The 20,724-nt window shown below is 57.5% G+C and carries 23 protein-coding genes; 16 read left to right on the top strand and 7 right to left on the bottom strand.

Annotated elements, in window-relative coordinates:
- Positions 1-66: 66 nt before the first annotated feature.
- The 3 genes from flgN to flgA form a co-directional block, all read right to left on the bottom strand.
- The gene (gene flgN, locus NBV64_RS06830) at positions 67-516 is read right to left on the bottom strand and encodes a flagellar export chaperone FlgN (protein ID WP_250756946.1); all 450 of its coding nucleotides are present in this window, start codon (positions 514-516) and stop codon (positions 67-69) included.
- Positions 517-532: 16 nt separating this feature from the next.
- A complete protein-coding gene (gene flgM / locus NBV64_RS06835; protein ID WP_021446826.1) occupies positions 533-823 on the bottom strand; it encodes a flagellar biosynthesis anti-sigma factor FlgM in 291 nt (96 codons plus the stop codon).
- 84 nt (positions 824-907) lie between these two features.
- Complete coding sequence (flgA, locus tag NBV64_RS06840; protein ID WP_021446825.1) at positions 908-1,612, bottom strand: flagellar basal body P-ring formation chaperone FlgA; 705 nt, start codon at positions 1,610-1,612, stop codon at positions 908-910.
- Positions 1,613-1,787: 175 nt separating this feature from the next.
- On the opposite strand from flgA, the gene flgB reads away from it, so the two are divergent.
- From flgB to NBV64_RS06920, 16 genes are all read left to right on the top strand, one after another.
- Positions 1,788-2,204, top strand: a complete 417-nt coding sequence (gene flgB, locus NBV64_RS06845) for a flagellar basal body rod protein FlgB (RefSeq protein ID WP_009458122.1) — start codon at positions 1,788-1,790, stop codon at positions 2,202-2,204.
- Between the two features lie 12 nt (positions 2,205-2,216).
- Positions 2,217-2,621: a flagellar basal body rod protein FlgC gene (gene flgC / locus NBV64_RS06850; RefSeq protein ID WP_009458120.1), complete on the top strand. Its 405-nt coding sequence runs from the start codon at positions 2,217-2,219 to the stop codon at positions 2,619-2,621.
- Positions 2,622-2,643: 22 nt separating this feature from the next.
- Entirely contained in the window at positions 2,644-3,336 is a 693-nt protein-coding gene (locus NBV64_RS06855; protein WP_009458118.1) for a flagellar hook capping FlgD N-terminal domain-containing protein, read from the top strand.
- A 54-nt stretch (positions 3,337-3,390) separates the two neighbouring features.
- Positions 3,391-4,623 (top strand): flagellar hook protein FlgE, encoded by a 1,233-nt coding sequence (gene flgE / locus NBV64_RS06860; RefSeq protein ID WP_250756947.1) that lies wholly within the window; start codon positions 3,391-3,393, stop codon positions 4,621-4,623.
- A gap of 8 nt (positions 4,624-4,631) precedes the next feature.
- Positions 4,632-5,381 (top strand): flagellar basal-body rod protein FlgF, encoded by a 750-nt coding sequence (gene flgF, locus NBV64_RS06865; RefSeq protein WP_009458114.1) that lies wholly within the window; start codon positions 4,632-4,634, stop codon positions 5,379-5,381.
- A gap of 44 nt (positions 5,382-5,425) precedes the next feature.
- The gene (gene flgG, locus NBV64_RS06870) at positions 5,426-6,211 is read left to right on the top strand and encodes a flagellar basal-body rod protein FlgG (protein ID WP_021446824.1); all 786 of its coding nucleotides are present in this window, start codon (positions 5,426-5,428) and stop codon (positions 6,209-6,211) included.
- Between the two features lie 19 nt (positions 6,212-6,230).
- Positions 6,231-6,917: a flagellar basal body L-ring protein FlgH gene (locus NBV64_RS06875; RefSeq protein WP_009458110.1), complete on the top strand. Its 687-nt coding sequence runs from the start codon at positions 6,231-6,233 to the stop codon at positions 6,915-6,917.
- Positions 6,918-6,943: 26 nt separating this feature from the next.
- Positions 6,944-8,074 (top strand): flagellar basal body P-ring protein FlgI, encoded by a 1,131-nt coding sequence (locus NBV64_RS06880; RefSeq protein ID WP_026484556.1) that lies wholly within the window; start codon positions 6,944-6,946, stop codon positions 8,072-8,074.
- On the top strand, positions 8,074-9,039 hold the full coding sequence (gene flgJ, locus NBV64_RS06885; RefSeq protein ID WP_009458106.1) for a flagellar assembly peptidoglycan hydrolase FlgJ: 966 nt from the start codon (positions 8,074-8,076) through the stop codon (positions 9,037-9,039). The genes NBV64_RS06880 and flgJ overlap by 1 nt, the downstream gene beginning before the upstream one ends.
- Positions 9,040-9,144: 105 nt before the next feature.
- Positions 9,145-10,860 (top strand): flagellar hook-associated protein FlgK, encoded by a 1,716-nt coding sequence (gene flgK / locus NBV64_RS06890; protein WP_009458104.1) that lies wholly within the window; start codon positions 9,145-9,147, stop codon positions 10,858-10,860.
- A gap of 35 nt (positions 10,861-10,895) precedes the next feature.
- Positions 10,896-12,113 carry a flagellar hook-associated protein FlgL gene (gene flgL / locus NBV64_RS06895; RefSeq protein ID WP_250756948.1) on the top strand — a complete coding sequence of 406 codons (1,218 nt, stop codon included), beginning with the start codon at positions 10,896-10,898 and terminating at the stop codon, positions 12,111-12,113.
- Between the two features lie 68 nt (positions 12,114-12,181).
- On the top strand, positions 12,182-13,606 hold the full coding sequence (locus NBV64_RS06900; RefSeq protein ID WP_274984795.1) for a methyl-accepting chemotaxis protein: 1,425 nt from the start codon (positions 12,182-12,184) through the stop codon (positions 13,604-13,606).
- A complete protein-coding gene (locus tag NBV64_RS06905; protein WP_009458098.1) occupies positions 13,606-14,043 on the top strand; it encodes a hypothetical protein in 438 nt (145 codons plus the stop codon). Before NBV64_RS06900 ends, NBV64_RS06905 begins: the two co-directional genes overlap by 1 nt.
- Before the next feature lie 21 nt (positions 14,044-14,064).
- Positions 14,065-15,771 carry a methyl-accepting chemotaxis protein gene (locus NBV64_RS06910; protein WP_115634920.1) on the top strand — a complete coding sequence of 569 codons (1,707 nt, stop codon included), beginning with the start codon at positions 14,065-14,067 and terminating at the stop codon, positions 15,769-15,771.
- A 119-nt stretch (positions 15,772-15,890) separates the two neighbouring features.
- Entirely contained in the window at positions 15,891-17,801 is a 1,911-nt protein-coding gene (locus NBV64_RS06915; RefSeq protein WP_250756949.1) for a DUF294 nucleotidyltransferase-like domain-containing protein, read from the top strand.
- The gene (locus NBV64_RS06920) at positions 17,798-18,487 is read left to right on the top strand and encodes a 3'-5' exonuclease (protein WP_250756950.1); all 690 of its coding nucleotides are present in this window, start codon (positions 17,798-17,800) and stop codon (positions 18,485-18,487) included. Before NBV64_RS06915 ends, NBV64_RS06920 begins: the two co-directional genes overlap by 4 nt.
- On the opposite strand, the gene fliR is transcribed toward NBV64_RS06920, so the two are convergent.
- The 4 genes from fliR to fliO form a co-directional block, all read right to left on the bottom strand.
- Positions 18,484-19,269 (bottom strand): flagellar biosynthetic protein FliR, encoded by a 786-nt coding sequence (fliR, locus tag NBV64_RS06925; RefSeq protein WP_021446822.1) that lies wholly within the window; start codon positions 19,267-19,269, stop codon positions 18,484-18,486. The genes NBV64_RS06920 and fliR overlap by 4 nt on opposite strands.
- A 95-nt stretch (positions 19,270-19,364) precedes the next feature.
- The gene (fliQ, locus tag NBV64_RS06930) at positions 19,365-19,634 is read right to left on the bottom strand and encodes a flagellar biosynthesis protein FliQ (protein WP_003804652.1); all 270 of its coding nucleotides are present in this window, start codon (positions 19,632-19,634) and stop codon (positions 19,365-19,367) included.
- Between the two features lie 9 nt (positions 19,635-19,643).
- Complete coding sequence (gene fliP / locus NBV64_RS06935) at positions 19,644-20,411, bottom strand: flagellar type III secretion system pore protein FliP (RefSeq protein ID WP_039941844.1); 768 nt, start codon at positions 20,409-20,411, stop codon at positions 19,644-19,646.
- Positions 20,412-20,418: 7 nt separating this feature from the next.
- Positions 20,419-20,721, bottom strand: coding sequence for a flagellar biosynthetic protein FliO (fliO, locus tag NBV64_RS06940; RefSeq protein WP_235484243.1), 303 nt, complete (start codon positions 20,719-20,721; stop codon positions 20,419-20,421).
- Positions 20,722-20,724: the final 3 nt, after the last annotated feature.

Below are 20,724 nucleotides of genomic sequence, written 5' to 3' on the forward strand. Positions count from 1 at the left end.
AGATTGAAAAAGCCTGCCGTGTGGCAGGCTTTTTTATGTCTGTCAGAGCGCAGCTTTGGCTTGGCTCTAAGCCTTCAAGCTCAAGGAAGACTGCGTATTCCGTGTTTTGCCGGACGCGTCGTAAAAGGTATTGCGACCCGTGAAGGCTTCCAGGGCGTCCAGGTTTTGCTGGGTGTCGACCAAAAAGGTATCCACCAGAATGCGGTTGTTGTCGCTGGCGTTGCGTACTTTCTCGCTCAGTTCGATCAGTTGGTCCAGCTCGTGTTCCAGTTCGTCTTCTTCGGCGGCATAGCGCAGGCCCTGGATGTTGTTTTCCAGCTCGCGCTCTTGCAGGAGCTGGGCGCGAGCCTGGTCCTGTTGCTCGATACGTTCAACCAGCTGATATTTGCGCAGGGTGATCTGGGCCAGTTCTTGTGGCTCGAAGCTGCGCAGCAGCAGGGTGTTTTCTTCTGCCAGTAGCTGCTCGAAGTCCAGCAGGGTTTGGCGTTGATCGGCAAGACAGGTTTGCAAAGACATGGCCGTTTCAGGTGAGTTACTTGAGAAGATCGCGCACAGAGGCAATCAGGGAGTCGGCGATCCGACTGGTGTCAATTTTGAGCTCGCCGGCTGCAATGGCCTTGCGCAAGGCCTCGACTTTTTTCATGTCGACATCGGCACTGCTGTCTTGCAGGGAATTGAGCTGGCGGGCTGCAGCGCTGAAGTCCACTTCGTTGGTGCTGCTGCTGTTGTTGTACGCGTGGCGCGCACGAGGGGATGCCGTGCTGCGCTCTGCGGCAGACGTTTCAGCAAGGGGTGTCTTGAGGGGGGAGGGGCTGATCTTCACGTGTTTCTCCGTGCGGCCTGTTCTTTGCGTTGATCTTGTAACGGCGCTCTGGACGCAAACTTTAGCATGCTCATCCGATTTAGTTTAGAGAACGACCTGAACCGTGGATGCATCCAGTACCGTGGCGGAAATCACTTGCCCCGAACTGGCCTTGATCTGAATCTGGGTGCCTGGTGAGCCGCTTTGCAGCGCCTGGCCCTCGCCGGTCGCTACAAAACCCATACCGCGCGCAATGGTGCGCACCATCTGGCCGCGTGTTACCGACTGCGGGTCGCGTAGAGCCGAAGCCCGTATCGCATTGCCCAAAGGAATACGCTGGCTGGCGACATACCCGATGATCTGGTTGGGATCAATGACCACGCCATTGGCCAGAGCCAGCAAATCCCCCTCGCGCTCAAGCAGATCGTCCTGATTGATGGTCTCGCCCGGATTGATGCGGCGGTTGGTGACGTAATAGTGTCCCTGAATAGACAAGGTGGCGCTAATGGAGGTGCTCCAGCTTTGTGGGCTCAGGCAGCGCACGCCAATACTCATGCGCGATCGCAGGCGTTGACCGCTGGGCAGAAATATCTGGTTCTGGGTGCAGGCAGGCATGGCGTTCAGGCGCGCGCTGTCCAGGGTGATCGTGGCGATACCGGGATACATTTGCGCCAGCTTGAGCAGATAGTCCTGCGCCTGGTCCTGCATGGCTTGCACGCTCAGCGCCTGAACGCTCTCTTGAGCGCGCACGTTCGCTGTTGCACCCAGGGCGAACAGGCATACGCAGATCAGGAGTCTATATAAGGTCATGACTGAATTTTACGGACTCAGTCGCCAGGTCAAGAGCTGAACTGGCCGATAAATTGCGTTTTGTTCCCTGATTTGTGAAGCAGTGCCTCTGGCTACCATTCTGTTATAGCGGTGAAAAGGCGTGCGCGCGTTCACCTGGATCTCAAACTTGAACACAGAATATTGGCTTGACTCCATGATTGATCGCATCGGTGAGCACCTGAAGTTTTACCAGACGGCCCTGGCTGTGCGCCAGGAGCGCCAGGAGGTGCTGGCCTCCAATATTGCCAATGCCGACACGCCTAACTACAAGGCCAGGGATATGGACTTTACGGCCACCTTGAAGGCCGCTTTAGGGGGGCAGGGCCAGATGGCATTGCCCAATACCAGTTTGTCCTTGACTTCGGCCCGTCATATTCCCGCCCAGGCAACCCGTCCGCCCAGCACGGACGAGTTGCTCTATCGCGTTCCTGTACAACCTTCTCTGGACGGCAACACGGTCGAGATGGATGTGGAGCGCATGCAATTTGCCGATAACACCTTGCACTATCAAAGCACGATCAACCTGGCTTCCCAGCGCTTGAAAGGCTTGATGGCGGCCTTGCAACAGTAATAGCGAGTCTTCATGTCCAGTTTCAGTATTTTCCAGATTGCCGGTTCTGCTCTGACGGCACAATCGCAGCGCTTGAACGTGTCGGCCAGCAACCTGGCTAACGCCGATAGTGTGGTCGGACCCGATGGCCAGCCCTACAAGGCCCGCCAAGTGGTGTTTCAAATGACTCCTCAGGGCAACAGCCCCGTGGGTGGCGTACAAGTGGTGGGCGTGCAGGAAAGTGATGCGCCTGGCCGTTTGCAATATGACCCCGGCAATCCCTACGCTGACGAACAAGGCTATGTGACTCTGCCCAATGTGGATGTGGTGGCCGAGACCGTCAATATGCTGGCCGCGTCGCGCTCTTATCAGGCCAATGTGGAAGTGGTGAACACCTCCAAGAACCTGATGTTGCGCACCTTGACCATTGGCCAGTAAGCCGGTTTACGGAAGATAGAACATGAGCACAGTCAATAACGATCGCACCGCCCTGGACCCCACCGCAGGGGCCATGGCTGGTGTGGATGCCCGCAACAAAAGCGCCATGGCGGAAACGGAAGACCGCTTTCTGACCATGCTGATTACGCAGCTGCGTAATCAGGATCCGCTCAACCCCATGGATAACGCCCAGGTCACGACCCAGATGGCGCAAATGTCCACGGTGGCGGGGATTCAGCAATTGAATAACACCTTGCTGGCTGTGGCCGGGCAAATGGACGTCAGCCAGTCCATGCAGGCCGCCAATCTGATCGGCAAGCAAGTGCTGGTGCCGGGCTCGAAAGTGTCTCTGGGGACCAGCCAGGATGGCGAAAAAGTGGCCATGCCCTACGGCATTGATCTGGTCAGCGGAGCGACTTCGACCGTGGTTCAGATCAAGGACAGCAGCGGCAAAGTGGTTCGTGAATACGATCTGGGCGCCAAAGACGCGGGCGTGTACTCGCTGGAGTGGGACGGCCTGGATAACGATGGTTCACCGCTGGCCGACGGTTCGTACACCGTCAGTGTATTGGCCAGTAATGACGGCACGGCCGTCACAGCCAGCCCATTGACGCATGGCAAGGTCGATAGCGTGGCTTACACCTCCAGCGGCTTGATGCTGGACCTTGGCCTGGCGGGTTCGTTCTCCCTGCTGGATATACGCAAAATCATGTAAGCGCCGCTTGCCCCAACAGCGGGCTGGGCCAACACGACATTAAAAGGAAAGTTCATGAGCTTCGGACAAGGATTGAGTGGCTTGAACGCCGCCTCCCAAAACCTGGATTCTATTGGTAACAACATCGCCAACTCGGGCACGGTGGGCTACAAGGCCTCGACCGTGCAGTTTGCGGACGTGTATGCCAACTCGCGCATCGGTCTGGGTGTGCAGGTATCGCGGGTCAGCCAGCGTTTCTCGGTAGGTAACGTCAGCAACTCGGGTAATCAGTTCGACATGGCGATTGACGGTGCAAACGGTTTGTTCCGCCTGGAGCAAAGTAACGGCGCTGTCCTGTTCTCGCGCAATGGCCAGTTCTATCCGGACAAGGCGGGCTATCTGGTTAACGCCCAAGGTCATTACCTGACCGGTTACGGCCCAGGTGGTAGCCAGCTGGAGCGCTTGCAAGTGCCTTCGGCCAACGTGCCTCCCAAAGCCACGACCGCCCTGGATTTCAAGCCCAACCTGCCCGGTGGTGCCGAAGCGATTCCAAAAGAGGATGCTAGTGGCAATCCCATTAATGTCTTTGACCCCACAGACAACAGTACTTACAGCGAAGCGTTCAGCTACTCGGTGTATGACTCCTTGGGTAACAGCCACGAGATCTCCCAATACTTCGTCAAGCGCCCCGCCAATGCGGCCGGTGAGAGTGTGTGGGACGTGTATTACATGGAAGGCAGCACGCCCTTGTCGCCTGCCAGCGCGACCTTGACCTTTAACGGTGCAGGCGTGATGACCAGCCCCAATCCGGCTACCGTCAATCTGACCCTGGCCAATCCGGGCGGCAATGCGTCGCCAGCGGATGATCTGGTGTTTGATGTGCGTTACACCGGCACCACCCAGTTCGGTGGGGAGTTTGCCAAGGGCAAGCCTTACCAGGATGGTTACGCCACGGGTGAGTACGCTGGCATGAGCATCGACAAGGACGGCACCATGATTGCCTCCTACACCAACGGTGTAACGCAGCGTCTGGGTTCCCTTGTTCTGGCTGACTTCAGCAACCTGCAAGGTCTGAGCCCTGTAGGCGGTAACGCCTGGGCTGAAACCGGCGCATCGGGCCAGCCTATCCTGGGTCGTCCCGGCGAGAACGGCTTGGCCACGATCAAGGGTCAGGCGGTGGAAGATTCCAACGTGGATATGGGTCAGGAACTGGTCAATATGATTATTGCCCAGCGTACCTACCAGGCGAATGCCCAGACCATCAAGACGCAGGATCAGGTTCTGCAAACTCTGGTCAACCTGCGTTAAGAGCTGTCATGGATCGCCTGATTTACACCGCCATGAATGGCGCCCAGCGCACGCTGGAGCAACAAGACGTCATTACCAACAACCTGGCCAACGTGAACACGTCCGGTTTTCGCCAGCAGTTGGCGTATTACCGTTCCGTGCCCGTCACAAGCGATGTGGGTTCGCAAACCCGCGTAGGCACGGCCACAGTGACGCCTGGCAGCCGTTTTCAACCTGGCGCCATGGCCGAGACCGGCAATGCGCTGGATGTGGCCATTGCGGGCGAGGGCTGGTTTGCCGTCCGTGCGCTGGATGGTCAGGAAGCCTATACGCGGGCAGGCGATCTGGTGGTCAATGCCCAGAACCAGCTGGTGACACAAGGTGGCTTGCCCGTGCTCAGCGCCGATGGGCAGGTCATTGAAATCCCGGATCGCGGATCGATCACGTTCTCCAGCGACGGTCAGTTGACCGCGCTGGGTGCGGGTGACAACCCACGCGATATCCAGGTGATGGGTCAATTGAAGATGGTCAATCCCCCTTCTGCTGATTTGTTGCGGGGGCAGGATGGTTTGTTTCGCATGAGCAATGGCGCGCCGGCCCCGGCTGATCCGTCGGTACGCATGGTTTCGGGTTTTATCGAGAAAAGCAATGTGAACCCGGCTGAAGCGATGGTGGCCATGATTGCCAATGCGCGCCGCTTTGAAACCCAGATGAAGGTCATCCAGGACGCCAGCGCACGCGAAGATCGGGCCAACTCCCTACTTTCTTTTAATGGCTAAGCCGCGCTGATTGCGCAGGCGCTAGCTGCAAGGATTACACACACATGATTCGCTCTCTGTGGATTGCCAAGACCGGTCTGGAAGCCCAGCAGACCAATATGGACGTTATCTCCAATAACTTGGCCAACGTGAATACCACCGGCTTCAAACGTACCCGTGCGGTGTTTGAGGACTTGATGTACCAAACCATTCGTCAGCCTGGCGCTCAAGTCGGTGCTGCCAACCAGTTGCCTACTGGCTTGCAGGTTGGCACCGGTGTGCGCACCGTAGCCACCGAGCGTATTCATACCCAAGGTGACATGAAGCACACGGGCCACAATATGGATATCGCGATTCAGGGTAGCGGTTTCCTGCAGGTGGAAATGCCGGACGGCACGTTTGCCTATACACGTGACGGTAGCTTGCAGCGTGACCAGAATGGTCAGTTGGTGACTGCTGGCGGTTATCCCATTCAGCCCCCCATCAATATCCCTGATAACGCGCTGGAACTGACGATTGGCCGTGATGGCACCGTGTCGGTCACTCAGCCTGGTGCAGCCGGTACGAGTGTGGAAGTGGGCCAATTGCAATTGAGCACCTTCGTGAATCCGGCCGGTCTGCAAAGTATGGGCGAGAACTTGTACATCGAAACCGATGCCTCGGGTGCCGCCAACTTCCTGCAACCTGGCATGGACGGTGCTGGTCTGGTCATGCACAAGTACAACGAAACCTCCAACGTCAATGTGGCCGAGGAACTGGTCAATATGATCAGCACCCAGCGTGCCTACGAAATCAACAGCAAGGCCGTTTCCACGGCTGACCAGATGCTGGCTCGCCTGACACAGCTGTAAATCTAAAGAGATCGTGACAATGTTCCAAGCTCTGATGAGCCGTCTTGCCTTGTGTGCGCTTGTAGCCCTGTCCGGTTGTGCGCTGGTGCCCCCTGAAGATGTGGTAACCGGCCCCCTGACGGCGGCCCCGCCACCGGCGGTGCCTGCCGCCGTGGTGGCCAATGGCTCTATCTACCAGCCCTCGGCTTACGGTAACTATCCGCTGTTTGAAGACAGACGACCACGTAATGTGGGCGACATTGTCACGATCATGATCCAGGAGCGGACCAACGCGGCCAAGAATGTCTCGACCAATACGGATCGGACCGGAAGCGGTGGTCTGGACTTTACCGGCGTTCCAGCTTTCCTGCCTAACGAAGTGGGTAGCAAGCAGAACTTTGAAGTCAGTGGCTCGAACAAGGCCCAGGGCAAAGGTTCCAGCCGTGCCGACAATACCTTTAGCGGCACCTTGACGACGACCGTGGTCGGCGTTTTGCCTAACGGCAATTTGCAGGTGGCCGGTGAGAAGCAGATCGCCATTAACCGTGGCAGCGAGCACATCCGCTTTTCTGGTGTGGTGGACCCACGCTCCATTACTGGCAGCAATACGGTGTCTTCCACCCAGGTGGCCGATGCCCGTATCGAGTTTCGTAGCAAAGGGGTGATGGACGAAGTCCAGACCATGGGTTGGCTACAGCGTTTTTTCCTGAATATTTCTCCGTTCTGAGCCTTTTGCTTGCTATGGCGTTTTCCATGAGTCGTACTCGTTTTTCTTCTTGTCGCCAAGTGCTACAAGCCGCCATGTTGGCTGCGGGCCTGTTGCTGGCTCCGGTCAGCCAGGCCGAGCGTATCAAGGATCTGGCATCCATTCAGGGCGTGCGAGACAACCCGCTGATCGGCTACGGTCTGGTCGTGGGTCTGGATGGCAGCGGTGACCAGGTGCGTCAGGCTCCTTTCACCCAGCAAAGCTTGACCAATATGCTGTCCCAGTTGGGGGTGACCATTCCCCAGGGCAGCAATATGCAGCTCAAGAACGTGGCGGCTGTCATGGTGACGGCCCGTTTACCCGCCTTTGCCCGTCCTGGTCAGGCCGTGGATGTGGTCGTGTCCTCCATGGGTAATGCCAAGAGTTTGCGTGGCGGGACCTTGTTGATGACGCCCTTGAAAGGTGCGAACGGTCAGGTCTATGCCATTGCCCAAGGCAACTTGCTGGTGGGTGGGGCAGGGGCCGAAGCAGGTGGTTCCAGCGTCCAGGTCAACCAGCTCAATGGCGGCACCATTCCAGGCGGCGCAACGGTCGAGCAGAGCGTACCCACGACTTACGCTCGGGATGGCGTGATCAATCTGGAAATGAATTCCTCGGATTTCGGTACAGCCCAGAACGTGGTGGCGGCCCTGAACAAGCAGTTCGGCCCTTCAACTGCAACAGCGCTGGATGGTCGCTTGATTCAGGTGCGCGGTCCCTTGGACCCCCAGGCTCAAACCGCCTTTATTTCGCATGTTGAAAACCTGCAAGTGAATCTGCCACCGGCACGTGCCCGCGTGGTGATCAATGCTCGTACGGGTTCGGTGGTCATGAACCGCACGGTCACGATTGATGAAGCCGCCATTGCCTACGGCAATCTGTCCGTGGTCATCAGCCGTCAACCGCAGGTCAGCCAGCCGGATACTCCTTTTGGTGGTGGTCAGACCGTAGTGGCTGACAGCACCCAGATTGAAATGCGCAGTGATAGCGGCTCCCTGCAACGCGTGAAGACCAGTGCCAATCTGGCCGATGTGGTGCGCGCTTTGAACGCTTTGGGTGCCACCCCTCAAGACTTGTTGTCCATCTTGCAGAACCTGAAAAGCGCGGGCGCTTTGCGGGCCGATTTGGAGATCATCTAATGACGGTGCAGTACTTCCCACGTCCGGGCACGGGAACGCAGGTTTCGATTTTTGACCCGCAGCAACTGGCCCAACTGCGTCGGCAAGCCGGGCAGGACGGTCAGAATCAGGCCACTCAGCTGCAAGTGGCGCGTCAGTTCGAGTCCCTGTTCATTCAAAATATTTTGAAGCAGGCACGGGCAGCCAATCCCGAAGGCGGCCTGTTTGATACGCAGTCGGTGCGCATGGCACAAAGTCTGGGTGATGAGCAACTGGCCATGCAGCTGGCTGACCCCGGCATTGGTTTGGCCAAAGCCTTGCAGGCCCAGATGAGCGGGCAGAACAGCGAGCCATTTGGTGTCGCGTCCCATGATCCGGAAGCGGCCTCTTCGCGTCGGGCGGATTTGCGTTCGCGCATGCCTAATGACCGTTCCATTGATGCAGCATCGATTGCCGAGCTGATCGACAAGCTCAGCAATAACAATACGGTGCAGCGCGTGTACTCCGCGATTCAGGGCGCGCCCAATCATATTCGTCAGTTTGTGGACCGCATGAACACGGCCGCCAAAGTGGCTGCCGAGGACAGTGGCGTCCCGGCCCAACTGATCTTGAGCCAGGCGGCGCTGGAGTCGGGCTGGGGCAAGCGTGAAATCATGCACGCAGATGGCTCTACCAGTCATAACCTGTTTGGTATCAAGGCCACACCGTCCTGGAAAGGTAAAACGGTAGAGGTCATGACGACGGAATATCAGAACGGCGTGGCGCGCAAAATGACGCAGACCTTCCGTGCTTATGACTCCTATGCCGAGTCGTTTGCGGACTACGCGCGCCTGATCGGTAATAACAAACGCTATGAAAGTGTAAAACAAGCGGCTTCGCCTCAAGAAGCGGCGCAACGCATTCAGGAAGCGGGCTACGCCACTGACCCCTCCTACGCCAAAAAGCTGATCTCCATCATGGCCTACTTTGATGGCGGCAAGTCTTAATTATTGATACAGGTCTAAATATTGCACCAAGGTGGTCGTTAAAAAGCAGCATGTTCATTTTTCGCCTTGGACACTACGGGCCGGGCAGGACAGAAAGGATTTGATATGAATCTCGCCAACCTTGGTATTACCGGCTTGTTTGCCGCTCAAAAGCGCATGCAGGTGACGGGCCACAATATTAATAATATCGATACCGCTGGCTATAACCGCCAATCGGTCCTGGTTGAGACGGCTGGCTCGGTAGGAAGCGGCAATGGCTATTACGGCCGTGGCGTGCAGGTGGTTACCGTTCAGCGCTCCTACGACAACTTTCTGTATCAGCAGTTGGTGCGCTCGCAAACTACCGGTGCGGCTCTGGTTAGCTACGGTACGGAAATTGCCCAGCTGGACAATCTGTTCTCGGACCGCACGGTCGGCGTCAGCCCCGCCTTGCAAAACTTTTTCAATGGTCTGGAAGCCGTGGCATCGCAACCTGCGGATCCTTCGGCTCGCCAGGAACTGCTGGGCCGTGCAGAAAGCCTGGCTACCCAGATTCGTGACGCGACATCCTACATGAACCGCGTCAACGAGAACATCAATACCCAGGTCGGTACCACCGTTACCCAGATCAACAGCTATCTGGAACGGATTGATAACGTCAACAAACAGATCGTTGCTGCCAAAGGCACCACGCCCGGTCACGAACCCAATGACTTGCTGGACCAGCGCGAACAGCTGGTGTCCGAGCTGGGGCAGCTGATTGATGTGCGTACCGTCGAGCAGGATGGACGGATGAGCATCACCACCGCTGGCGGCCAGATGCTGCTGGGTGGCGAAAGTATTTACCCCTTGCACGCCGTGCGTTCGGCTGAAAACCCCGAGCGTATGGTGGTCGGCTTTACCTCCGCACTGAATGTGGACGGCAAGATGGTGGTGTCCGAGTTCCGCGAGGGCACCATTAAAGGCGGCACCTTGGGGGGCTTGTTGCAGTTCCGTCAGGAAAGCCTGGAGCCGGCTATCAATGCGCTGGGGCGCTTGGCTGTGGGTCTGGCTCACACGGTGAACGATATTCACCGTCAAGGTGTGGACCTGAAGGGTGAGGCGGGCAAAGACATGTTCAGCGTCAGCGGCCCGAAAGTGATTGCCAATGGCAATAACCCGGTCAGCAGCGGTGTGCCTGGTGTGTCTTTCTACAAAGACCCTGTTGATCCGGCTGATCCCAGCAAGGGCTACACCCAGCCAGTCGACAAGCTGACGGGCGACAACTACCGCATCGAGCGCGTGGATGGTCGTTTCCAGCTGCGTAACTTGAGCAGCAACGACGTTACCCCCTTGAACGGTCCGGACAAGAACGGTGGCATTACCCGGGTGGATGGTCTGGAAATTGATGTCTCCGGCTTGAAGACCCAATCTCAGGATGGCGACTCCTGGTTGCTGCAGCCCACCGTCAATGCAGGCAGCAGCTTGCAGGTGGAGATCAAGCGTCCACAGGATATTGCTGCAGCTGATAAAGATACCGGTTCGGCTAACGGTGCCATCGCCCAGAAACTGGCGGACTTGCGCAATAGCAAGGTGCTGGCCGACGGCTCCTTGAGCCTGAACGATTCTTTTGGTCAGATCGTGAACCGTATTGCGGTGCAAACGCAGCAAAACGGCACGGCGGCCAAAGCCCAGTTAAAGCTGATCGAGCAAAACTATGCCGCTCAGCAAACCTTGTCCGGCGTGAACAAGGACGAGGAATACATCATGCTCCAGCGTTATCAGGAGCAGTATCAGGCCGCTGCCCGTCTGATTGACGTCAGCTCCCAGATGTTTGACACCCTTTTAGGCCTGCGTAGTTGAGTACGGCTCTTTAGTCTTGAAATTGGAACCTTGCTATGCGTATCAGTTCTTCTCTTTTCTTTCAGACGGGCCTGACTTCGATCAACAAGCAGCAGTCCGATCTGATGCGGGTTTTTCAGCAAATGGGTTCGCAAAAGCGCATGATCACCCCATCGGATGATCCGCTGGCCTCGGCCCAGACCATTAATCTGGCCCAGTCCCAGGCCATGGACAAGCGTTACGGTGAAAACCGTGAAGTGGCCATGCGTGCCCTGGGTGAGGAAGAAAACCTGCTCAATGCCGTCAACCTGCAGTTGCAAGGCGTGCAGACCCGTCTGGTGGAAGCCTCTACCGGCACCATGTCCGACGCGGACCGCAGCACCTTGGCCACGGTGGTGGAAAGTGCTCTGGATACTCTGTTTGGCTTTGCCAATACCAAGGATGGTTCGGGGCAATACCTGTTCTCCGGTGCCAAGGGCACGACACAGGCCTTCGAGCGTACGGGCAATACCTTCAGCTACACGGGCGACACCAACAGCCGCAATATTCAGGTTGAGCAAACTCGTCAAATGGATTCGGCCGATCATGGCCGCACCATTTTCGAGCGCGCCAATCCCGGCTCGACCGCCTATTTCACCCAGGCCAATGCCAATACGGGCTCGGCTGTAGTCAGTGCGCCTAATGGCAACTCCTCGCTGGCCGGTGCCCAAGCCCATTACACCATCCGCTTTACTTCGGAAACCGAGTACGACATTGAAGTGAATGGCGCGGTTGTCAGCCAGGGCGTACTGGACGAAAACGAGCGTCAACGCATTAATTTGCCCGGTGGCGTCAGCGTCCAGATCGAAGGCAAGCCTGCCGTCGGTGACAGTTTCGAGGTCAGCTCGGTAGACAGCACCAGCTCGGCAGACATGAACATGTTCAACACCTTGCAATCGGTGGTTGAGGCCCTGCGTAAACCTGTCAGTGGCGATCCTGCTGGGCAGGCAGAGTTCCGCAACGCGATGAACTCGGCCATGCAACGTATCGGGGAAAACTTCGATAACGTGCAGACCGTGATTTCCTCGGTGGGTACGCGCATGAACGAAATTGATGCCTTGAGCGCCAACGGCGCGGCTCGTGCTTTGAACTACACCAATGAACTCTCGCGTCTGGAGGATCTGAATATTTTTCAGGCTTCTACCGATCTGGAGTTGCGCAAGGCCGCGCTGGAAATGTCGGCCATGGCGTTCCAGACGATTCAGAGCATGAGCTTGTTCAATATGAATCGCTAAGCCTGCGTTCCTTTTTTGGGTGGTTTTTCCTTAAACCGGCAGTCAAGCACCACGTGCGGGAATCTTCTATGCTTTTTAAGAATTTGAGTCTAAAGGTCGGCATGACCTTTTGTATTGCTGCTCTGATGGCATTGACAGTGGCCATGGCAGGTTGGGCGCTGTATTACTTTCATGGCCTGCTGGCCCTGGGTTCGGGCGACAAAGTATTGCGCACCCTGCAAGAGCAGCAGAGCACGTTCAATATCGTCCTGACCGTTGTGCTGGTGCTGGCCGTGCTGCTGGGCCTGGCCGCGATCAGCTACTTCTTCCGCCGTGTGGTGCGTCCCTTGGGCGACTTTGCCGCGTACTTTGATGCAATTGCCAAAGGCGATCTGACTCAACGTATTCGCGTGCTGACCGCCAATGAAATCGGTGATCTGTTCGAGTCGCTGGGCCGCATGCAGGAATCCCTGGTCAAGACCACCACGACGGTACGTCTGGGCCTGGAAGAGATCCATGCCGGTGCGCAGGAAATTGCCCAGGGCAATACCAATATCAGCAGCCGTACCGAAGAGCAGGCCGCTTCCTTGCAGCAGACCGCTGCCAGCATGGAGCAGTTGGCCGGCACTGTTCGCCAGAACGCGGACAACGCCCAGCAAGCCAACCAGTTGGCCGCCACGGCATCGGATGTGGCTCATCGTGGTGGTAGTGCCGTCAATGAAGTGGTTGCAACCATGCAAGGCATTTCGGCCAGCTCCAGCAAGATTTCCGACATTGTGGGCGTGATCGACAGCATTGCGTTCCAGACCAATATTCTGGCTCTGAACGCGGCTGTGGAAGCAGCTCGTGCAGGGGAGCAGGGTAAGGGTTTTGCGGTGGTGGCCGCCGAGGTGCGAGCCCTGGCTCAGCGCAGTGCCCAGGCCGCGCGTGAAATTACCGCCTTGATCGAGGACTCGGTACGCAAAGTGACGGAAGGTTCCTCGCAAGTGGAACGTGCCGGCGCCACCATGCAGGAAATTGTGGACTCCGTGCGTCGCGTGACCGACATCATGGGTGAGATTACCGCTGCCACGATTGAACAGTCCTCCGGGATTGATCAGGTGAATCGCGCAGTCTCGCAAATGGATGAAACAACGCAGTACAACGCCCGTCTGGTGGAGCAGGCCGCTCTGGCATCCTCTGGCCTGAGCGAGCAGGTGACCAAGGTCAACCAGGCCATCGCTTTCTTCCGTTCGCCCGGTACGGAAGTCATTGACGTCAGCGCGCGCCGTGTGGCCAACCGCCGCAGTGTGGCCGCTGCTTCCTCTGAAACAGAACACCGTCGTAGCCCCGCCTTGAACGGCAGTGCCGCGGCCACCAAAGCCAGCCCCCCCACCAAAGGCTTGTCGGCACCTGCCAAGGCTGCACCGGCCGCCAAGACTACCGCTGCCCAGGACGATAGCCAGCGCCTGCTGCGCCCGGACCTGAGCAAAAGCAGCAGCGCTGCTTCGGATGATGATTGGGAGGAGTTTTAATGTCTCGCACCCGACTGAGTACCTGGGTCGGGCTGGGACGTAAGACGCTGATAGGCTTGTGCTTGCTGACCCTGGTTGCGTGCGCCACCCAGGGATCCTCCTTCAAGGCCTCGGGGTTGAATGATCTGATCCTGGGCCAAAGTACTCGTGCCGATGCCGAGCTGTCCTTGCAAGGTCGTCCTCATCAGGTCTACCGACAGCTCGATGGTAGTGAAATGGCCGTGTGGTTCCAGGGCACAACCCTGGCAACGGATGCGGTCTATTTTCGACAGGAACTGTGGCTTCAATTTGATGCCCAGGGGCGTTTCCAGCAAGTGGTCAAACGCAGTCATATTCCTTCCATGTATCGCGAGCAAGCGCGTAGTACCACGACAGGCTCGGTCACGATTGAGCACCCTGGCACGGACATGATCACCATCTTGCCGGTCAGCCACTAGAGTTTTCTTTGGATTTAGCAAATGCTGGGTATTGAAAGCAGTCTTCCGTCCGCGTCCCGCGCTTCTAAACGTCGTTCCTCAAAATCATTTCGCCCCAGTCTGAAGTCTGCTTCGGGCCTGAAGATCAGCACCATGCTGATGATCTGCATGGGCTTGTTCATGGTCCTGATTGTGGCCGTGGGCGGCCTGGCGGCTTACTACCTGCAGCAAAGCGGCGATGCGCTGCGTACCATCAATCGTCAGGCAGATCGTTCCGCACAGGTTCTGCAGCTCAATAACAATATGATGGAAGCGCGCCTTAGCTTGATGAGCGCAGCGCGCTTTTATCAGGAAGCTGGCATCGATAACGACGCCAATATGCTGCAAAGTGCAGACAATCTGGTGATTATGGCCAACCAGAAGCTGGATGAGGTACGCAAGGCCTTTGCAGATATCCGTGCCAATATGCCTACCGAACCGGAGCTGCGCCGACTGGCCATGGGTTTGGTGGCTTCCTATCAGGCGTATCTGGACGATGGTATCGAGCCTATGGTTCAGGCCCTGGAGACACGCGACTACAGCACTTTTTACTTCGTCAGCGAAGGTTTTGGTGTGCTGCGTGCGGCCACTTTCCAGTTCCGTATTGAAGAGTTGAGCAAGTTCTACAACGATCAGACGGATCTGTTGCTGGAGCAAGCTCAATTGCAAACCCGTGTTGCCAATAGCGCGATTGGTTTGGGCTTGCTGATTGGCTTGGCCATTATTGTGGCGCTGCGCCTGGTGCTGGGCCGTACCGCTTTGGCTCCCCTGCGTGAAGCCGGTGTGCATTTTGACCATATTGCCAATGGCGATCTGACCAAGAAGATTACCTATCGTTCGGCCAATGAAGTCGGTGTTTTGTATGATTCCATGCGCCGCATGCAGCAAAGCTTGCAAGGCATTGTGCTGACCGTTCGCCAAGGTGTGGACGAAATTGCTTCGGGTTCCTCGCAGATTTTTGCAGGCAATACTGACTTGAGTTCCCGTACCGAACAACAAGCCGCCGCCTTGCAGGAAACGGCGGCCAGTCTGGAAGAATTGGCCAGCACGGTGCGTCAGAACGCAGACAATGCTCATCAGGCAGACCAGCTGGCTCATAACGCCGCCAAGGTTGCTCGCCAGGGTGGCGAGTCGGTCGGTGCCGTGGTCAATACCATGAACCAGATTTCTGCGCGTTCCGGCCAAGTGGCAGACATCGTTAACGTGATTGACGGTATTGCTTTCCAAACCAATATTCTGGCTTTGAACGCCGCCGTGGAAGCCGCCCGTGCCGGTGAGCAGGGCAAGGGCTTTGCGGTGGTAGCGGGCGAAGTACGCAGCCTGGCGCAGCGCAGCGCGCAAGCAGCCAAGGAAATCAAGGGCCTGATTGAAGCCTCGCAAAATGAAGTCCAGACCGGTACACAGCAAGTGGCCAGCGCGGGCGACATTATTCAGGAAGTGGTGCGCGCGGTAAATAGCGTGACCACCTTGATGAGCGAGATTTCCTCGGCCTCTCAAGAGCAAACGGCGGGTATCGAACAGATCAATACTGCCGTGGCACAAATGGATGCTGTGGTGCAGCAAAATGCCTCGCTGGTGGAAGAGGCGGCTGCGGCAGCAGGCTCTTTGCAGTCTCAATCCGAGACCCTGGCCGAGGCGGTCTCCCAATTCAAGGTCCAGGAAGGTGATGTCATCGATATGGCCGAGCGTGACTACGATCGTTTGCGTTAAGCGCTTTGAGGGGAAAAACAGGCGCATGCCTATAGTTGAAATCCCCTAGAAAAACGGGGTCCGCGAGGGCCATGCTGCATGGCACAATAATTCTTTGCCTATAGCCAGCAGAGACGCCCATGTCCTTCGCGATTCCCGGTGAATCCGTGGCCAAGACGGCGGTGCGCCAAAAGGCGCCCGGCATCTTGGCCTGGTTGATTGCTTACCCGCCTTTCGATCAGATGCAGGCGCAGCACTGCGATTACCTGATCGAGCATAGCGAGCTACGGTTTTTTTCAGCCGGACAGGTGCTGTTGGAAGAAGGCGCGCGTGTTGACCAGCTCTACCTTGTTCGCCAAGGTCAGATCTCCAGCCAGGAACACGGGGAAACTCACGAGTATGTGGAAGGGGATCTTCTGCCCGTGCGTGAACTGGTTTCGGGTCAGGCTCTGGACAGTGATTACCTGGTACAGGAAGACTGCTTTACCTTGTGCGTGGCTGGTGAAGCCGTTGCCCATCTGCTGACCATCAGCGAGCCTTTTCGGGATTACTGCTTGCGTGGTACCAGCAGCCTGCTGGCCTCGGTCTGGCGCAGTGCCCAGAAAAGTGCCAGCGCCGACCTGGGTGCCAGCTACACGCTGGACATGAGTCTGCAAGCCCTGACAGAACGCGGTTTGCTTAGCTGTTTGCCGGATTGTCCGGTCGAGCAAGCGGTCAAGGATATGCACGAGCGTCAGGTCAGCAGCATGGTGGTGGTCAATCCGGACCAGCATTTGCTGGGCATCTTCACCTTGCGAGACTTGCGCCGTTTGGTAGCCGGTGGTCAATACGATCCGACCCAGGCCATGTCTCAAGTCATGACACCGGACCCGGTCTGGCTGGCTCCCCAATCCTCGGCCTTTGATGCAGCTTTGCTGATGGTAGAGCATCAGATTGGCCATATCTGCCTGGTTCAAGACCATAAAGTCGTGGGCATGGTGTCCGAGCGCGATGTGTTCTCCTTGCAGCGCGTGGATCTGGTGCATTTGTCGCGTGCCTTGCGCTGTGCTCAGGACGTGTCCGTGCTGGTGCGTCTGCAGTCCGATATTGGTCGGCTGGTGGATGCCATGCTGGCTCACGGTGCGCGTTCTGAACAGCTGACTGCGGTGATTACGCGTTTGAATGATCACACGGTTCAGCGCACGATTGAATTGAGCTTGCCCGGCTCCGGGCTGGATGGCATCGAGTTCTGCTGGCTGGCTTTTGGTAGTCAGGCCCGTGGCGAGCAAACCCGTCATACCGATCAGGACAATGGCATTTTATTTGCCGCCCATTCGCCCGAACAGGCCCAAGCCCATCGGGCCCTGCTCCTGCCTTTTGCGCGTCGGGTGAACGAGGCCCTGGACCGCTGCGGGATGGCCTGGTGCACTGGCAACATCATGGCCAGCAATCCTGACCTATGCCTGTCTGAAGCCGAATGGCTGCATCGTTTCCAGATCATGATTGAACGGCCTGCGCCCGAGCAATTGCTGGAGTCCACGATTTACTTTGATTGCCGCGCCATCTGGGGCCAGAGCAGTATGCTGCAACGCATGCAGCGCCGCGTACTGGGCATGGTGAACGATAACCCTGTGTTCCAGCGCATGCTGGCTCAAAGTACCTGTCAGACCCGCATTCCCAGTGGTAAAAAGCGCAGTCGTCTGGAAGCGCTGATGGGGCAGGGCGATGACAAGCTGGACATCAAGAAACAGGCCTTGGCACCGATGGTGGATGTGCTGCGTGTGCTGGCCCTGGCGCATGGTTGCGAACTGGCCTCGTCCATGGACAGGCTGGCCGTGCTGACTCAGCGCGGTGTCTTCACAGACGAGGAGTCGGATGGCCTGCGCGAGGCCTACCGCTATTTGCAATTGCTGCGCTTGCAACATCATCAAACCCAGTTGCAGCAGGGGCAGGAGCCCAACAATCTGGTGCGTTTAAGTACGTTAGGTGCACTGGATGCACGTGTCTTGCGTGAAGCCTTGTCGCAAGTGCGCCGTGCCCAACGTATTCTGGCTTTCCGGTATCGCTTATGAAACTGCTTTCCTGGCTACCTTGGCGTAAATCCTCTTTTGCCGCACGCAGTCCCTCCTTGTCCTGGAGTGGGGTGGACGAACTGGCTTTGGACGAAGCGGCCTTTACGGTGCTGGATCTGGAAACCAGTGGTCTGGAGCCCAAGCGCCACCATATCGTTCAGATGGGGGCGGTCCGCCTGGAAAACGGTTCGATTGCCTTGGGCAATATCTGGTCCGGTCTGGTTCGCACCCAGGGCGAGCGCAGCCCTGATAGCTTATTGATTCATGAGATCAGCCCGCAACAACAGGAAGAAGGCGAGCCACTACCCCAGCTGATGCGGGACTTTGCCCGCTATTCCGAAAATACGGTATGGGTCGCCTGGGATGCCGACTTTGATCTGGCGTTTCTGGACCGTGCCTGGCCGAAGGCGGGCCTGGAGCAGGCCCGACCTTTGGCTCTGGATTTGGCTGAACTGGCTGCGTGTGTATTGCCCGACTGGCGTGGTCGTCGTCTGGGCCTGGACGATTGCCTGAAATATTGTGGCCTGCCGGTAAGTGACCGCCATGATGCCTTGGGAGACGCCCTGGTCAGTGCACAGTTGATGCAATTACTGATTGGGCGCGCCAAGCAAAAAGGCGTCCTGACCATAGGCCAGGCTCGGCGCTTGATGCAATCGCACAAGCAGCGGCAGGCGCACGCGTTTTAAGAGCCTGCCAGTCCCAGCGCGACCCGCATCATGGCTTCGTAGCCGGAGTTGAATAGCTGGGTCAGGAAGGGCGTAGTCTGAGGAATGACCACGGTCAGCAAGGTCAGGCCGACTGTCAGCGTAATTGGGAAACCCACAGCAAAAATCGTCAATTGCTGGGCGGTACGGTTCAAGATCCCGAAGGCCAGGTTAATGGTCAGCAGCACAATAATCAGTGGCAGGGCCAGCAACATGCCTGATACCCACAATTCGCTGCTCCAATCAAGCAAGGCACCCCAGCCATTGATGTGCAGGTCCACGCCGATGGGCAGCACATGGAAGGTGCGCACCAGCACACCCAGCAAGAGCAGGTGGCCGTTCAGGGCCAGAAAGGTCAGCACCGCAATCACGTTCAGCAGCCGCGACAGCACGGCGGTATTCGCGCCGGTAGCGGGGTCAAAGAATGAGGCAAAAGACAGGCCCATTTGCAGGCCGATAAACTCGCCCGCTGTCTGTACCGCTGCAAACACGATGCGCATGGTCAGACCCAACGCGACACCGATGAACACTTGCTGCGCGGCAATCAGCAGGGCCTCGTAAGAGGCCGTAGGCAGATCGGGTAGAGGCGGTAGCGAGGGCGCGACAATCAGGGTCAGGACAAAGCCCAGACCCACTTTGGCCCGCTTGGGGATGGCCGATTCGCTGAAAAAGGGGACCGTGGCCAGAGTGGCCAGAATACGGATGAAGGGCCACAGGAAAGCATTGAGCCAGGCATAGAGCTGGGCGGAGTTCAGGTCGAGCACGGCAAGCCTAGGGCCTGTTCAGTGGGCAAGGCATTGCACTTTGCCAGTCACGGATTTGCGTACTCACGGAAGGCTCCTTGTCGCGCTGGTCAGTCTTAGTTGACCAGCCCGGGAATGCCACGCAACAGGCCCTGCATGTAGTCGACCATATTGTTGATCAACCAGGGGCCCAGCAGCACCACCGTAATGCCCATGGCCAGTAGCTTGGGGATGAAAGACAGCGTCATCTCGTTGATCTGGGTGGCTGCCTGGAAAATACTGATGCCCAGACCGACCACCAGCACCACGATCAACATGGGACCGGCCATGGACAGGGCCAGTTTCAGGGCGGTATAGGTCATGGACATGACGGTTTCGGGAGTCATGACAGTCCTTTATTGGTAGAAGCTGCGGGCGAGGGAACCCAGCAGCAGATGCCAGCCATCGGCCAGCACAAACAGCATGAGCTTGAAGGGCAGCGAGATAGTCACGGGTGGGACCATCATCATCCCCAGGGACATCAGGACGCTGGCAATCACCAGGTCAATGATCAGAAAGGGGATAAAAATCGTAAAGCCGATCTGGAAGGCGGTTTTCAGCTCGCTGGTTACAAAAGCCGGCACCAGTACGCGCAAGGGGACATCTTCCGGGGATTCCAGTTCTGCCACGCCCGCCATATCGCCAAACAGCTTCAAGTCCGCTTCGCGGGTCTGGTGCAGCATGAAGGTTTTCAGGGGTTGGGCACCTTGCTCCAGCGCGGTTTCAAAGCTGATCTTGTTTTCCGACAAGGGCTTGTAGGCGTCCTGATACACCTGATCAAACACCGGTGACATCACAAAGAAAGTCAGAAACAGGGCCAGGCCCACCAGCACGGTGTTGGGCGGCGCCGTACCTGTTCCCATTGCATTGCGCAGCAGCCCCAGCACGATGATGACGCGGGTAAAGCCGGTCATCATCAGCAAGGCCGCTGGCAGGAAGGACATCATGGTCAGCATGGCCAGTGTCTGGATGCTGAGTGACCAGGTTTGCGAGCCGTTCGGGCCTGCTGTGCTGGTAATGGCCGGAACAGCCTGGGCCCAGGCCTCGGAAGGCAGGAGCAGGCTGATCAGGGCCAGAAGCAGCATCAGGCCGATGCGCTGGGTGGGAGAGAAGAGTGCGGTCATGATGCGGTCAGCGGGGCGCACGGTGCTGGTCCAGATGGGCCTGGAAGTCCGGCTCGGAGCTAGCGGGCGTTGTGGTGTGCAGCAGGCTGATCTGCTGAGGGGTGATGCCAATCAGAATTTCGCGGTCATCAATCTGGACCAAGGCCACGCTGCTGCGCGGCCCCAGGCGTTGATTGTCCAGAATCTTGATGCGTTGCTGGTTTTTGTTTTTCAGCAGCCCGCCTCGGCGGGCAACCCAGGCTGCCGCCAGAATCAGGCCTACAACCAGCAGCAGGCTGAGCATGATTCTGACGAGCTGGGCTTGTTCCATGTT

The organism is Alcaligenes sp. DN25, from assembly GCF_023674485.1.
Taxonomy (GTDB): Bacteria; Pseudomonadota; Gammaproteobacteria; order Burkholderiales; family Burkholderiaceae_B; genus Alcaligenes; species Alcaligenes phenolicus.

What these genes read in the sequence shown, in the direction of transcription:
- flgN (WP_250756946.1), bottom strand. Translation starts at nt 516, where the DNA reads ATGTCTTTGCAAACCTGTCTTGCCGATCAACGCCAAACCCTGCTGGAC.
- flgA (WP_021446825.1), bottom strand. Translation starts at nt 1,612, where the DNA reads ATGACCTTATATAGACTCCTGATCTGCGTATGCCTGTTCGCCCTGGGT.
- flgB (WP_009458122.1), top strand. Translation starts at nt 1,788, where the DNA reads ATGATTGATCGCATCGGTGAGCACCTGAAGTTTTACCAGACGGCCCTG.
- flgC (WP_009458120.1), top strand. Translation starts at nt 2,217, where the DNA reads ATGTCCAGTTTCAGTATTTTCCAGATTGCCGGTTCTGCTCTGACGGCA.
- NBV64_RS06855 (WP_009458118.1), top strand. Translation starts at nt 2,644, where the DNA reads ATGAGCACAGTCAATAACGATCGCACCGCCCTGGACCCCACCGCAGGG.
- flgE (WP_250756947.1), top strand. Translation starts at nt 3,391, where the DNA reads ATGAGCTTCGGACAAGGATTGAGTGGCTTGAACGCCGCCTCCCAAAAC.
- flgF (WP_009458114.1), top strand. Translation starts at nt 4,632, where the DNA reads ATGGATCGCCTGATTTACACCGCCATGAATGGCGCCCAGCGCACGCTG.
- flgG (WP_021446824.1), top strand. Translation starts at nt 5,426, where the DNA reads ATGATTCGCTCTCTGTGGATTGCCAAGACCGGTCTGGAAGCCCAGCAG.
- NBV64_RS06875 (WP_009458110.1), top strand. Translation starts at nt 6,231, where the DNA reads ATGTTCCAAGCTCTGATGAGCCGTCTTGCCTTGTGTGCGCTTGTAGCC.
- NBV64_RS06880 (WP_026484556.1), top strand. Translation starts at nt 6,944, where the DNA reads ATGAGTCGTACTCGTTTTTCTTCTTGTCGCCAAGTGCTACAAGCCGCC.
- flgJ (WP_009458106.1), top strand. Translation starts at nt 8,074, where the DNA reads ATGACGGTGCAGTACTTCCCACGTCCGGGCACGGGAACGCAGGTTTCG.
- flgK (WP_009458104.1), top strand. Translation starts at nt 9,145, where the DNA reads ATGAATCTCGCCAACCTTGGTATTACCGGCTTGTTTGCCGCTCAAAAG.
- flgL (WP_250756948.1), top strand. Translation starts at nt 10,896, where the DNA reads ATGCGTATCAGTTCTTCTCTTTTCTTTCAGACGGGCCTGACTTCGATC.
- NBV64_RS06900 (WP_274984795.1), top strand. Translation starts at nt 12,182, where the DNA reads ATGCTTTTTAAGAATTTGAGTCTAAAGGTCGGCATGACCTTTTGTATT.
- NBV64_RS06905 (WP_009458098.1), top strand. Translation starts at nt 13,606, where the DNA reads ATGTCTCGCACCCGACTGAGTACCTGGGTCGGGCTGGGACGTAAGACG.
- NBV64_RS06910 (WP_115634920.1), top strand. Translation starts at nt 14,065, where the DNA reads ATGCTGGGTATTGAAAGCAGTCTTCCGTCCGCGTCCCGCGCTTCTAAA.
- NBV64_RS06915 (WP_250756949.1), top strand. Translation starts at nt 15,891, where the DNA reads ATGTCCTTCGCGATTCCCGGTGAATCCGTGGCCAAGACGGCGGTGCGC.
- NBV64_RS06920 (WP_250756950.1), top strand. Translation starts at nt 17,798, where the DNA reads ATGAAACTGCTTTCCTGGCTACCTTGGCGTAAATCCTCTTTTGCCGCA.
- fliQ (WP_003804652.1), bottom strand. Translation starts at nt 19,634, where the DNA reads ATGACTCCCGAAACCGTCATGTCCATGACCTATACCGCCCTGAAACTG.
- fliP (WP_039941844.1), bottom strand. Translation starts at nt 20,411, where the DNA reads ATGACCGCACTCTTCTCTCCCACCCAGCGCATCGGCCTGATGCTGCTT.
- fliO (WP_235484243.1), bottom strand. Translation starts at nt 20,721, where the DNA reads ATGGAACAAGCCCAGCTCGTCAGAATCATGCTCAGCCTGCTGCTGGTT.